Source organism: Kitasatospora sp. NPDC052896 (genome assembly GCF_044547075.1).
Lineage (GTDB): Bacteria > Actinomycetota > Actinomycetes > Streptomycetales > Streptomycetaceae > Kitasatospora.
On record NZ_JBITZU010000031.1, the window covers coordinates 1 to 12,991 of the forward strand.

Below are 12,991 nucleotides of genomic sequence, written 5' to 3' on the forward strand. Positions count from 1 at the left end.
GGAACGGCAACCCCACCGTGCTGCCGCTGCCCTACCTGCGGAATCTGCTGTGGCTGCTCGCCGCGACCGCGGCGGCCACCCTGCTCGCCGAGGCGATCAGGAGGGCACGCCGGTCAGGCCGGTGGCCAAGCCGTCCAAGGCGTGCGAGCAGACGCGGTCCCCGACCTTCGGCAGCGGCTCGACGGCGCTGAAGGGCACCGTGCCCAGCCGGTCGACGTTGCCCGCGAAGACCTCCGGCGCCTCGTCAGGGGAGTGCGATCGAGTTCCTCAGCGCTCGAAGGCGTCCTTGAGGTGCTCGCCGGCCTGCTCGAGGCCGGCCCTGACCCTGCGGCGGCCCGTTCATCCGTCCCCGGCGGCGCGTCCCCGGGGAGGCGCCGGCCTCATGACCGGGGGCTGTCGACGGGGACGACGTCCATCGGCGGCAGCTCGGCCAGTTGGGCCTTGCTGAGTCGCACCCTGACCTTCCCGCCCTGCCAGGAGACCTCGCCGATCGGGATGGCGACGGTCTTCCTGCCCCACAGGTGGCCCTCCTTGAGGATCACGTGGGTCACGTCGTGGCTCTGGGGCTCGACCAGCAGGCCCTGGACGCGCCCGATCTCGCCGTCGGTCGCCTCGACCCGGTCTCCGTGGCGGATCTGGACCTCGCCAACGGGGACCCGCTCGTGGACGGCGGTGCGGGGCTCGGCCTCGCCGGGCAGCGGCCCGACCGGGAACGGGAGGGCACTGCCCGCACTCAGGCCCATGGGCGCCACGGTGAGCCACTGCCCCGGCGCGTAGCCGAGGTGCTCGCTGTCACCGGGCAGGTACTCGGTCTCCTCGGCCGGGTCGAGCTGGGTGACGGCCGCGGTGTCGCGGAACAGCCTGATGTGCTCCGGGTCACCGCCCCTCTCGTCGACCAGGTCGACGGGCACCAGGCGGTCGGTGGCGTCGCGGCCGCCGACCACCAGGTGAGTGACCCGGCCAACCTGTGGGTCGATCACCACTCGCTTCAGGTGGCCGTACGTGTCGTCCGGGCAGTGGACCTCGGCGCCGATCTCGTACTGCACTGGTGCATGCACCTGGATTCCTCCTGTCGCCGTGCCGGTCCGCGTCCGGCGGACCCGGTCGGCCCACGTCTGCCCCGCTCCGCCGGTCCGACACCCGCGGGTTGGTGACCGAGCCACGGTGCCGCGCCGGTGTCCCATCGGCCGGCGGCTTCCGCGGCCTTCCGCGGCCTTCCGCGGCATGGAACGGCGGAACGGCGGAACGGGGGGAGTCGCCCTGCGACCGGTTCATCCCACCGGCGTCGACCGCGGGCGGCGATCGTGTCGCCTCCCGCACCGATGGGCGAGGAGAGGAATCCACATGTACGTAAGTCTCGGCACCATCGTCCTCATCGTGATCGCAGTCCTGATCGTGCGTGCCCTGAGCCGCGACTGACGAAGTCACGAGGCGCGCGAGCAACCGCGCGGGCACCGCGTTCCGCCGCCGGTACCAGCTGTTGCCGAAGGCCGGGCAGCGGTGCGCGGCCGGAAGGGAGCGGGCCTCATTCCCGGAGAACGGCGGCGACCTGGTCCCGGAGCCATTGGTGTGCGGGGTCGAGGTCGTGGCGGACGTGCCATGCCTGGGACACGGGCAGGCTCGGAAGATCGACGGGGATCTCGTAGACGTGGGCGCCGGTGAGGGCTGCCGCTTGGGCCGCGTAGCCGGCGGTGATGAGCCCGGTCATGTCGGAGCCGGCGATGATGTGTGCCGCGGCGGTGAACGTCGGCACCACCGCGACGATTCTCCGCGCCAGGCCGTTCCGGCCGAGGATGTCGTCGAGTGCGCCGTGGGTCCGGCCTCTGCGGGACACGGCGATGTGCTCGGCCGCGGCGATCCGCTCCAGGGTGACGGGTCCGGTGGCCAGGCTGTGTCCGGCGGCGGTCATGCCGACGAGGCGTTCGCGGCCGACGGGCTGAACGAGGACTTCGGGGCCGAGGTCCTCGATGACACCGAGGTCGAGATCGACGAGCCCGTCACGCAGGGGTGCCAGGTCTTCGTCGCCTTCCGGCGCGAACCTCAGCGTCACGCCCGGGGCGTCGGCCCGGACGCGGGTGACGAGCCGGGCGGCGAGGCGGCCGACCAGGGCGTCGTTGGCGCGGATGGTGAAGGTGCGTTCCAGGGACACGAGATCGACGTCGCGTCCGATCTCGACGAGGGCGTGCGCCTCCTCGATGAGTCGGTGGAGGCGCTGCTGGATGGCCAGGGCCCGCGGGGTGGGGACCAGGCCGCGTCCGGCCCGGACGAGGATCGGGTCGCCGAAGGTCTTTCGGATGCGTCCCAGCGTGCGGCTGGTGGCCGGGACCGACAGGTGGAGACGTTCCGCCGCACCGGTCACGCTGCCCTCGGCCAGCAACACGTCCAGGGCGGCGAGCAGGTTCCAATCCATTTCTTGCGTCATGCGCAACAGCCTATTGCGATCTTTGCAGTAGACATCAAGCCATGGGGATTCGAGGCTTGGCTCATGCCTCGTCCAACCATCGAAACCTCCTATCACCGCCGTTGGCTCGTCCTGGCCGTGCTGTGCCTGTCGGTCCTGCTCACCGTGGTGTCGAACATGGCCCTCAACGTGGCGCTGCCCAGCCTCGGCCGGCAGCTCCACGCCGGGGCGTCGTCCCTGGCCTGGATCGTCGATGCCTACGTGCTGTGCTTCGCCGGGCTCCTGCTGCCCGCCGGTGCGATCGGCGACCGGTTCGGCCGCAAGGGCGCCCTGCAGTGCGGGCTCGTCGTCTACGGCGCGGCAGCGGTCCTCGGCGCGTTCTCCGCGTCGGCCGGAGAGCTGATCGCGGCCCGAGCGGTCATGGGAGTCGGCGCGGCCCTGGTCATGCCCGGCACCCTGTCGATCCTGGCTACCGTGTTCCCGCCCGCCGAACGCGCCAAGGCGATCGCCGTCTGGGCCTCGGTCGCAGGTGCCTCGGTCGCCCTGTCCATCACCTGGTCGGGACTCATGCTCGAACACTTCTGGTGGGGGTCGCTCTTCCTCGGCATGGCCGCCGTGGCCGTCACGGCCCTGGTCGCGGGCTGGTTCCTGCTCCCGACCTCCCGCGGCCAGAACGCGACCGGCCTCGATCCGGTCGGCGCGGCCCTGTCCGTCGTGGGCGTGACGGGACTGCTCTACGGATTCATCCAAGCCCCCGACGACGGCTGGACCACGCCCTCGATCCTGGCCGCCTTCGCGATCGGAATCAGCGGTCTGATCGCCTTCGTCGTCTGGGAACGGCGCCGCCCGAACCCCATGCTCGACGTGGCCTTCTTCGCCGAGCGACGCATGAGCATGGGCAGCCTCTCCATCGCGGCCGCCTACTTCGCCCTCTTCGGCATGTACTTCGTCCTCACGCAGTACCTCCAGGTGGTGCGCGGATACTCGACCGTCACAGCCGGGCTCTACGCACTGCCCGCCGGGCTCGCCCAGTTCGCCGTCGCCCACCTGGCCAAGCCGCTCGTCGCCCGGCACGGACTGCGCCCCGTCCTGGCCAGCGGCCTGGCCGCCTCCGCCGCCGGACTGCTCGCCCTGGCCTCCGCCGGCACCACCTCCCCGATCTGGACCGTCGAGGCCGGCCTCGGCCTGCTCGGCGTCGGCATCGGGCTGACCATGCCACCGGCCACCGGGGCCATCATGTCCTCCCTGCCACCGCACAAGGCCGGCGTCGGCTCCGCCGTCAACGACCTCACCCGCGAACTCGGCGGCGCCTTCGGCATCGGCGTCCTCGGCAGCCTCACCCTCACGCACTACCGGTCACTCCTCGCACCCGTGCTCACGCACCAGCCGGCCGAAGTCGCCGCCCGGGCCAGGGCCGGTCTCGACGGGGCCTTCGCCACCCCCGACAGCGCGCTCGCCGCCGCCCGCCACGCCTACGCCTCCGGACTCGACCAGGCCATGATCGCCGGCGCCCTCGTGGTGGCCGCGACAGCCGTCATCGTCCTGAGCACGCTGCCGGGCGGCGCAACCAGCCCCAGCCGCCGCGCCGACCAACCCCGCGCCGAGCCGGTCCACTCACCGTGATCAGGCATTCTCACGGGTCATGAGCACACGATCCGCGGTCGGTCTGCTGACCGGCTCCGGGACCACCCGACGGCCGGCCGCCTCCGGCGGTGGTACCCGACCCGCGTCGTGCGGCGTACGGCCGATGGCCTCGCCGCGGCCGCGAGCCAGTCCCGCCGTTCGGAGAGCTGAGCCCCCTGTCCGGCTCGGCCGCCCTGGGACGTGCTGGACCGATGACGAGTCACAACGCGTCCCTCGGCCCCGGCAACTGGTTACCGGTCAGCCTCAACGGTGCTCCAGTACCTGGTGCGTGGGTCAAGGAGCTGCTGCGCTCCGACCACGGCGACTCCTTCACCCTGCTCCGCCTCGGCTCCGGCGCGAGCTCGCACCGACCCGCTCCGCGGACGACCGGATCCTGGTCCTGGACGGCACCCGACACACCGCCCACCGCCGCGGAACACCTCTCGCTCAGAACCGCCGGGAACACTTCCCGGAGGTGCGGTCCTCGCCTGGGTGCCCACCAATTCGGTTGCGAGCGGAGTTGAGGCGGATCAGGGTGATCCAATGAGCGACGGAATGGACGGCGTAGCCGAAGCGATGGCAGGCGAGCTGAAGTTGATGGCTCCCCGGGTTCGGGCGTCAAGAGAGCTTGCTGGGCAACTCCTGGACCCTGAGTTCGTGGAGGTGGGCGCCTCAGGTCGCCGATGGGACCGGCGAGCGATGCTTCTGGCCCTGCCGGACAAGCCGGGGGCATCTGAGGACGGCCCGCTGTACGAGCCTGTCGGCATGGCTGGCACGGTGTTGGCACCGGGCGTGGTGCATGTGACGTACGAAGCCGTCCTCGGCGAGCGCCGATCGCGACACAGCTCCATCTGGCGGAAGTTGGACGAGGTTTCCGGGTGGCGGATGTACTACCACCAGGGCACCATCGTCCCGGCCGATCAGCCGCAGCAGTCGTGATCGACGAGCCACCTCAGCTGCACAGGCGGTCCTGACGGCCCTCAGCCTCGGAGGGGCCTGTCGAGGCGGAGGGAGACACCGTTCTCGTCGTGGATGACGTGTGCCGTGGTCAGTCGGCAGGTTCTCGCGGGGCACTGGCCGTAGAGCAGGACCATCGGGTGGCCCGACCCGGCCTCGTTGTGGTGCGTTTCCCGCCGCGGGTGGTGACGGTCCTGCTGGTCGCCTCCTGAGTCGGTTCCGTCGTCATGTGGGGGTGCTCCTTCGCCCTCGTGCTGGTCGAGTTGGCGTTGTCGGCACGTGCTCAGGCCAGAACGGCCGGGCTGAGCACGTCCGTGCACCACTGTCGGAAGCTGGTTGTCGTGCGCCCGGGGACGAGTGAACCGCCGTCATAGATGCCGTCGTCCTGTGCCGCCGCCATGTCGACCACGCCCTGCGCCCATCCCTCGGTCGCCCTGTGACGCGGCCGAACGAACGGGGCGTCAGCGCATCCCGCCGGAAGCGAGGATGACATCCCCGGTGATCCAGCGCGCGTCGTCGGAGGCCAGGAAGGCCACCAGCGGGCCGTAGTCGTCCGGGGTGCCCGTTCGGCCCAGCGGGGTGCCGGCGATCGCCTGTGCCTCCTGAGCCGAGCCGGGGAATCCCATGGCCCTGGTGCCCTCGGTGTCCGAGGGTCCGGGCATGATCGCGTTGACCCGGATGCCGCGCGGGCCCAACTCCTTGGCCGCGACGATGGTGAACGCGTTGACAGCGCTCTTGGACGCGACATAGAGCGAGGCGTACGGCGGGTGGGTAAGCGTGCCGGCCGTCGAGACGTTGATGACCGACGCGGCGCCGATGTCGTCCTGCGCGGCCAGGGCCTGCGTGGTGAGGATCGTACCCAGCAGGTTCGTGGTCATCTCGCGCTGGAACTCCTCTTCGGTGATGCCCGACAGCGGTGCGAAGGCGGCGACGGCCGCGTTGTTCACGAGCACGTCGACCGGTCCGTACTCCTCGCGCGCCCGATCGAACAGATGGCGCACGTCGTCGCCGCGGCCCACGTCAGCCCGGACCGCGATGGCCCGGCCGCCCTTGGCGGTGATGCCCGCGACGACCCGCTCGGCGCCCTCCGCATCCTCCCGGTAGTTCACCACGACGGCCGCGCCGGTCCCGGCCAGCGCCTTGGCGATCCCCGCGCCCAGGCCCTTCGATGCGCCCGTGACGATCGCCGTACGTGTGTTGTTGCTGCTGCTCACAGTGACTCCTCGAACATTGGTGCTTGCGAAAGTCACCGTAGGAAAGCTAGTTACTGCTGGGAAGTACCTACTTTTTTGTAAGCTCCTGCCATGATGGAAACCCAGCAGGTCGCGACGGCCGCCCGGCTCCTGGCCCACGACACCTTCGACAACAAGTGCGCACTCAGGCCGATCATGGATCAGACGACAAGCCGCTGGGCGACACTGATCATCTCGGCCCTCATCGCCGGCCCGCACCGCTTCGCGCAGCTGCACCAACGAGTCGGTGGCATCAGCCAGAAGATGCTGTCGCAGAACCTCAAGGCACTGGCCCGGGCCGGGCTCGTCGCCCGCCATGTCGCGCCCACCAACCCGCCCCAGGTCACCTACAGCCTGACGGAACTCGGTGCCAGCCTGGCCGGGCCGCTGACCGAACTCATCCAGTGGTTCGGCCGACACGGAGACGAGCTCCTCGCCGCCCAGGAGCACTACGACAGCCAGCAGGCGTCACCGCACGCGTAACGGGCTGGTCCCACGGGTCGGTTCGGCAGAGTCCCGCGGCAGTACCAGCCGCCCGAGCCGGAGCGCAGAGGCCCCGTGCACCAGCTCCAGGGCCCAGGCGAGGACGGCGCCCCGCTGGGTGCTGCAGGCGCCGGCCAGGTCCGCTCCAGAAGTGGAAAGTGCTGCAGCAGCCGGGCGAAGGCGACGGGGAACTTCACCACCTCACCGCTGCCGTAGTAGGCGCGCATGAGCTCGACCAGAGCGGAAACGGTGACCTCGGGGTCGCCGAAGCCCTCGGCGGCGTCGACGAGTTCCTCCGCGATCGCCGCGGTGGCGGGGCCCCTTGGGCCGGTCCTGGTTCTCGCGCAGCGCCGCGAAGAACTCGTCCCGCGAGGTGGGTGTGGTCGTCGCCGCGCATCCCCGACCGCGCGGGCAGGCGGTCGCCGTGCGGCACCCGGCCGGGTGTCAGTGGTGGCAGGCGACGGCGAAGGACAGCAGGAGCAGGATGGTGGTGGTGCGGTGGAGGCAGCCGCGGCGGCGGTCGGGGTTTCCGCGGCGGAACTCCACGTGGCCGCCCGGGGGGACGCCGGGGTGGCGCTTGGCGTAGTGGGCGATCTGCTGGTGTTCGCCCTGGGTCCGGGAGAGCCAGGGCGTCTTGAAGCCGCATTCGCCGCACCAGTAGCGGTGGGCCATGGGTCGCTCCTGTGGGGGGTCGGCGCGGTCGGGGGCGGGCAGAGCGTGGGACACGGGGTGCGGTTCGGCGTCGGCCATCCGGCTTCCTCCTCGTCGGGCGGGGCAACGCCTTGACGGGTGACCGGGGGTGGCGGCCCTGCGGCGTCGTGGCAATCCGCACGCCGGCCGCACCGATCGTCGGGTTTGCGCTGGTCAGCGAACAGGCCACGGCACCGGCCATTTGTGACCGGCCGGCACGGTAGGGTCGCCGACGGGGATACTGGCGAGTAGGGGGGACGACCCGGTGACTGATCAGCTCGGCACGTTGCTGCGCCACCTGCGCCGCCAGGCGGGGCTGACGCAGGAGCAGGTGGCGGAACGCTCCGGGGTGAGCGTCCGCACCATCCGCCGGCTGGAGACCGGGCGGTCCGCCGACCACCGCCTGGGCACAGTGAATCTGCTGGCCGACGCGCTCGGCGTCAGCGCGCAGGACCGCCTGCTGCTGGCCGCTCTGCTCGCCCGGACGCCGGACGCCGATCCGGGCCCCGGGCCAGGTCCAGAACCGGGGCCCGGATCGGAGCCAGGGCCAGGTCCGGAGCCGGGGCCAGGCGCGGAAGCCAGGACTCCGGAAGCCAGGACTCCGGAAGCCGGGGTGCCGGAGACCGCAGCCGTGCCGGCTCCCGGCTTCGCCGCCCCCGCACCGCTGCCGGTCGACAGCACGCTCGCCGAGGCCGCACAGGAGCTGGCCCGGGAGGTCCGCCGCCGTTGGCGGCACGAGGAGGAGCAGCGCCGCGTCCACGACCCGTTCCCGCTGCCGGTCCGCTGGCAACAGGCCCCGACCGGCCTGACGGACCGTTCGGAGAACATCCAGCGCCTCGGGCCGGGCGCCGTGCCGCGCAGGCTGGACCTGAACGGCGAGCTGCGCGGCGTCGCGGAGGTCTACCGGCGGATCCCCTCCGGCCGGCTGGTGATCCTCGGCCGGGCCGGCTCGGGCAAGTCGATCCTGACGATCCGGTTCGTGCTGGACTTCCTGGCGGCCCGGACCGTTCCGGACCGGGTGCCGGTCATCTTCAGCCTCGGCTCCTGGGACCCGACCACCACCACGCTGCGGGACTGGCTGATCGGCCGCCTGCTGCGCGACCACCCGCACCTGGCCCGCCGCAGTCCCGGCGGCTCGACCCTGGCGGCCGCCCTGGTCGACGCCGACCTCGTGCTGCCGGCACTGGACGGCTTCGACGAGATCGCGGAGGGCCTGCGTCGCGAGGCCCTGGAAGCGCTCAACGCCACCTCACAGCCGCTGGTCCTGACCAGCCGCCGTGCCGAGTTCGCCGAGGCCGTCCAGGCGGCGCACGCGCCGCTGGTCTGGGCCGCCGGGATAGAACTCACCGACCTGACCCTGGACGACCTCGCCGGCTACCTGCCCCGCACCGCCCGCCCGGTCGTCGACGGCGAGCGCGGGAACGACACGCTCGCGGCCCGGTGGGGCGCCCTCCTCGGCGAACTGCGCACCCGTCAGGACCCGGCGAGCGCGAACCTGACCGCCGTACTGACCACCCCGCTCATGGTCATCCTGGCCCGCACCGTGTACGGCGAGGCGCCCGACCGCGACCCGGCCGAACTGCTGGACACCGCCCGCTTCCCCACCGCGCGCGCCGTCGAGGAGCACCTGCTGGCCGGCTTCGTGCCAGCGGTCTACCGACGGCGCCCCGGGCCCGGGCCCGGCCGGGGCCGGAACCGGCAGCGCGACCGGGATCCCGAGCACGCCCAGCGGTGGCTCGGCTACCTGGCCCACCACCTGGGCCGGCTCGACCTCGACCAGCAGGACCTGGCCTGGTGGCGGCTCGGCGACTCGCTGCGGCACCCGGCCCGGATCCTCGCGGTGGTGCTGGCGACCGCGCTGAGCATCACCCTGGCCGACTGGCTGGGCTGCGCGCTGGCCACCCGGACGGGGATGGGCGAGCTGCTCCTCCAGGGGGCGTTGATGGGGCCGGTGGCCGGCCTCGCGTTCGGCTGCGTGTACGCGCTGATGGTCGCCTACCGCGGCGGTCCGGTGTTCGAGCCGGCTCGGGTGCGGCTGCGCCTGCCCGGGACCCACCGCGCGATCGGCAGGCGGACGCTGCGCACCTTCGCCGCCCGGTTCGGGGACGGGCTGCTCGGCGGCTCGGTCATGGGCGTGGGGTGCGCGTACGCGCTCGCGCTGGAGCGCGCGCTCTTCCCCGGTCCCCCGCTCACCAATCCGCACGTGATCGAGGCCACCCTGATCAACATGGTCTGCTTCGGGCTGATCTTCGGCACCGCCGCCGGGCTGGTCTTCGGGCTGGTGTCCGCGCTGGAGGCGCCGGTCGACGTCACCTCGGCGGCGACGCCGTTGAGCCTGCTGTCCGCCAACCGCGCGACGGTGGCCCGGCAGGTGCTGGTCCTGGCGCCGCTGCTCACGCTGATGATCGCGTTCGGCGGGCGGCTGATCGTCGACCTGCTGCGGGGTCCGCTGGGACCGCTGAACTGGGAGCTGTCGAGTGGGCTCTTCATCGGCGCGGTCGGCGGCATCGGCGGGTCGGTCTCCTACGGCCTCGCCTTCACCGCCTGGGGACAGTGGCTGGTGCTCTGCCGGGTCTGGCTGCCACTGACCGGCAAACTGCCCTGGGACATCGTCGACTTCCTGGACGACGCCTACCACCGCGGCGTGCTGCGGCAGACCGGCGCGGTCTACCAGTTCCGCCACATCCGACTGCAGCACCACCTGGGCCGCAGCTTCCGCCAGCAGCAGTCCCGGTACCGGCCGGCCAGCTTTCCCACCGAGCAGCCCTCCCCGTCCCGGCAGCCGTCCTAGCCACAACCGCGCCGACCCGGCCACCGGCCATGGATGACCGGTGTGCCGATGGCCGGTGCCATGGCCTGTCCATGCCCCCTGCCGGCCGCCAGCATCGGGGTGCCCGGTCGGCGGCGCCCCGACACCGCGCCGTCACGGACCGGAGCAACCACCACCGTGGACGAAGGAGTCCGATGAAGTCCCTCCGCCTGACCGCCGCCGGCGCAACCCTGCTGCTCGCCGCGCTGGCCGGCACCACCCCGGCGAGCGCGGACGCGCCGACCGCGGCCGGCATCCTCCAGACCGGCGCCCAGCAGGGCGTCGCCGACGGCTACCCGGGCGTGGTGGGCCTGGTCCGCCAGGGCGACACCACCCAGTACGTGCACGCCGGCACCGGCAACCTCGCCTCCGGTGCGCCCGCCGACCCGCAGGCGCAGTTCCGGATCGGCAGCAACACCAAGGCGTTCACCTCCACCGTGCTGCTCCAGCTGGAGGCCGAGCACAAGCTCTCGCTGGACGACACCGTGGCCCGGTGGCTTCCGGGGGCGGTCAACGCCAACGGCTACGACGGCTCGAAGATCACCATCCGCGAGCTGCTCAACCACACCTCGGGCCTGCCCGACTACGCGGGACTCCCGCAGTACTCCGGCCCGTACGTGCTGGACCTGAACGCGAACCAGGCCTACCCGCCGCAGAGCCTGGTGGACGCCGCGCTCGCCTCGGCGCCCGCGAGCGTCACGCCGGGCACGAGCTGGAGCTACGCCAACACCAACTACGTGCTGGCGGGCATGGTGATCACCGCCGTCACCGGCAACAGCCCGGCCACCGAGATCGAGAACCGGATCATCAAGCCGCTCGGCCTGACCCACACCAGCTTCCCGACCAGCGACCCGAACCTGTACGGCAACTACCTGCACGGCTACGTGCACCCGGTGACCTTCTACACCAACGACGTCACGGTCTCGAACGTCCAGCTCTACAACGCGGCGGGGGCCATGGTGTCGACCCTGGACGACCTGGCCGCCTTCGGCCGGGCGCTGCTCACCGGCCAGCTACTGCCGCCCGCCCAGGAGGCCGAACTCAAGACCACAGTGCCCATGAACAACACCGGAAACGCCTACTACGGCCTGGGCATCATGCGCGAGAAGCTGCCCTGCGGCCAGTGGGTCTGGGGGCACAACGGCGCCGTGATCGGCTACGTGAGCGCCTGGTTCAGCAGCGAGGACGGCACCAAGGAGGTCGTGGAGGCCAACAACGAGTTCCACATGCTCACCGGCACGACCGGCCAGAACGACACCGGTACCGCCCTGGCGAACGCGTACTGCGCGCTCTGATCCCGTACCGCCATCGCACCGAAAGGACGACCGATGACCTCCCTGCTTCCCAGCTGGCGCCGGCACGCGATCGCCGCCGCCGTCGCGGCGGCGATGGGCCTGACCGCACTGCTCGGGACCTCGCCCGCGCCCGCTCACGCGGACACCGGCACCCCGCCGAGTTTCACCAACGGGTTCGGCCTGACCCTGGTCGGCGCCCCCGAGGTGCACTCCAGCACCGACTTCACGCTCACCGTGGCGACCGCGCAGCTCTCCGGTACGCACAAGATCCGGATCTTCCTCCCCCAGGGCTACGCGGCCGACCCCACCAAGCGCTGGCCGGTGACCTACTTCCTGCACGGCGGCGGCGGCACGGTGGACGACGCCGCGGCCGCGCCCGCGCTGCACTCGGACTCGATGATCACGGTGGTACCGGACGGCGGTCTGAAGGGCTGGTACACCGACTGGGCCATGCAGAACACCGTCATGGGCGCGGCGAACTGGGAGACCTTCCACACCACCCAGGTCGTCCCGTTCATCGACGCCAACCTGCGCACCATCGCCGACCGGGCCCACCGGGCCGTCGTCGGACTGTCGATGGGCGGCTTCGGCGCGCTGCACTACGCCGAGGACCGCCCCGACCTGTTCGGCCACACCGCCGCGCTCTCCGGCGGCATCGACTTCGGCATGGCGGAGATCCGCGCGGCGGTCCTGGCCACGGAGCTCAACCTCACCGGCGCCTGGTGCGCGGTGAGCACCTCCAACACCGGCAAGTGCACCGGCTACGGGCCCTACGTCGACAGCGACGCGATCTTCGGCTCGCCCTACCCGGTCTTCAACGCGGACCACATCTGGAACCAGGTCAACCCCGCCGACCCCGCCAACCTGGCCAAGCTCGGCAGTACCGACATCACCCTCTACACCGGCAGCCAGTTGCCGATCGACCACTTCACCGAGATCGCCTCCAACACGGTCAAGGCCCGCCTGGACCAACTCGGCATCCCCAGCCGCTACGTCGACTACGGCAACGGCTCCTCGCTCTCCCCCACCTGCGACGGCGGCCACGACTACGGCTGCTGGGCCCCCGCCCTCGCCGACTACATCCCCCGCCTCGCGACAGCCTTCGCCGCCGCCGGCTGACCCGGTCGGCCCGGATGGCCCGGATGGCCCGACCAGCGTGCTGGTCGGGCCATCCGGGCCGGCTCGGCGGTGGCTCCAGGTCCTCCCCGCCGCAACGGAGGAGGAGCCGATGAAAGAGTCCCCGCTGTCAGCGCCGTTGACATCCGCCCCACGGCCACTCGGCGTCACCACCCGGGGGAGGTTATCCGAGGAGACCGCCCCTGACCGGAGTTCTGCCCCTTCGGGCACAAGCTGAGACTGGCATCGTGCGGGCACGGTTCCACATGGCAGCGTCCATTGGGCATGAACCGTATATGCAGGTCATTGACGATGTGTCACCAGTACACCGGTGCCAACGGCCGGGCCTTCCGGTGCACTTCCCGGACGGTGGCTGCCCCACGCA

Annotated in this window: 10 protein-coding genes; 6 read left to right on the plus strand and 4 right to left on the minus strand. The window is 71.7% G+C overall.

Annotated elements, in window-relative coordinates; all coding sequences use genetic code 11:
• Positions 1 to 380: 380 nt before the first annotated feature.
• Positions 381 to 1,058 carry a PRC-barrel domain-containing protein gene (locus tag ACIGXM_RS33610; RefSeq protein WP_396567694.1) on the minus strand — a complete coding sequence of 226 codons (678 nt, stop codon included), beginning with the start codon at positions 1,056 to 1,058 and terminating at the stop codon, positions 381 to 383.
• A gap of 467 nt (positions 1,059 to 1,525) precedes the next feature.
• Entirely contained in the window at positions 1,526 to 2,518 is a 993-nt protein-coding gene (locus tag ACIGXM_RS33615) for a LysR family transcriptional regulator (protein WP_396567696.1), read from the minus strand.
• Here ACIGXM_RS33615 and ACIGXM_RS33620 point away from each other — a divergent pair.
• Both ACIGXM_RS33620 and ACIGXM_RS33625 read left to right on the plus strand, forming a co-directional pair.
• The gene (locus ACIGXM_RS33620) at positions 2,486 to 4,024 is read left to right on the plus strand and encodes an MFS transporter (RefSeq protein ID WP_396567698.1); all 1,539 of its coding nucleotides are present in this window, start codon (positions 2,486 to 2,488) and stop codon (positions 4,022 to 4,024) included. The genes ACIGXM_RS33615 and ACIGXM_RS33620 overlap by 33 nt on opposite strands.
• 543 nt (positions 4,025 to 4,567) lie before the next feature.
• On the plus strand, positions 4,568 to 4,963 hold the full coding sequence (locus ACIGXM_RS33625; protein WP_396567700.1) for a DUF4440 domain-containing protein: 396 nt from the start codon (positions 4,568 to 4,570) through the stop codon (positions 4,961 to 4,963).
• 479 nt (positions 4,964 to 5,442) lie between these two features.
• On the opposite strand, the gene ACIGXM_RS33630 is transcribed toward ACIGXM_RS33625, so the two are convergent.
• On the minus strand, positions 5,443 to 6,195 hold the full coding sequence (locus tag ACIGXM_RS33630) for an SDR family NAD(P)-dependent oxidoreductase (RefSeq protein ID WP_396567702.1): 753 nt from the start codon (positions 6,193 to 6,195) through the stop codon (positions 5,443 to 5,445).
• 90 nt (positions 6,196 to 6,285) lie between these two features.
• Here ACIGXM_RS33630 and ACIGXM_RS33635 point away from each other — a divergent pair, with 90 nt between their 5' ends.
• On the plus strand, positions 6,286 to 6,696 hold the full coding sequence (locus tag ACIGXM_RS33635) for a winged helix-turn-helix transcriptional regulator (RefSeq protein ID WP_396567704.1): 411 nt from the start codon (positions 6,286 to 6,288) through the stop codon (positions 6,694 to 6,696).
• 444 nt (positions 6,697 to 7,140) lie between these two features.
• Here ACIGXM_RS33635 and ACIGXM_RS33640 read toward each other — a convergent pair whose 3' ends face one another.
• Positions 7,141 to 7,446 (minus strand): hypothetical protein, encoded by a 306-nt coding sequence (locus tag ACIGXM_RS33640; protein WP_396567706.1) that lies wholly within the window; start codon positions 7,444 to 7,446, stop codon positions 7,141 to 7,143.
• A 205-nt stretch (positions 7,447 to 7,651) separates the two neighbouring features.
• On the opposite strand from ACIGXM_RS33640, the gene ACIGXM_RS33645 reads away from it, so the two are divergent.
• The 3 genes from ACIGXM_RS33645 (at position 7,652) to ACIGXM_RS33655 (ending at position 12,609) form a co-directional block, all read left to right on the plus strand.
• A complete protein-coding gene (locus tag ACIGXM_RS33645) occupies positions 7,652 to 10,177 on the plus strand; it encodes a helix-turn-helix domain-containing protein (RefSeq protein ID WP_396567708.1) in 2,526 nt (841 codons plus the stop codon).
• 173 nt (positions 10,178 to 10,350) lie between these two features.
• On the plus strand, positions 10,351 to 11,490 hold the full coding sequence (locus tag ACIGXM_RS33650; protein ID WP_396567710.1) for a serine hydrolase: 1,140 nt from the start codon (positions 10,351 to 10,353) through the stop codon (positions 11,488 to 11,490).
• Between the two features lie 33 nt (positions 11,491 to 11,523).
• Positions 11,524 to 12,609, plus strand: coding sequence for an alpha/beta hydrolase (locus tag ACIGXM_RS33655; RefSeq protein WP_396567712.1), 1,086 nt, complete (start codon positions 11,524 to 11,526; stop codon positions 12,607 to 12,609).
• The last annotated feature ends 382 nt before the right edge of the window (positions 12,610 to 12,991 follow it).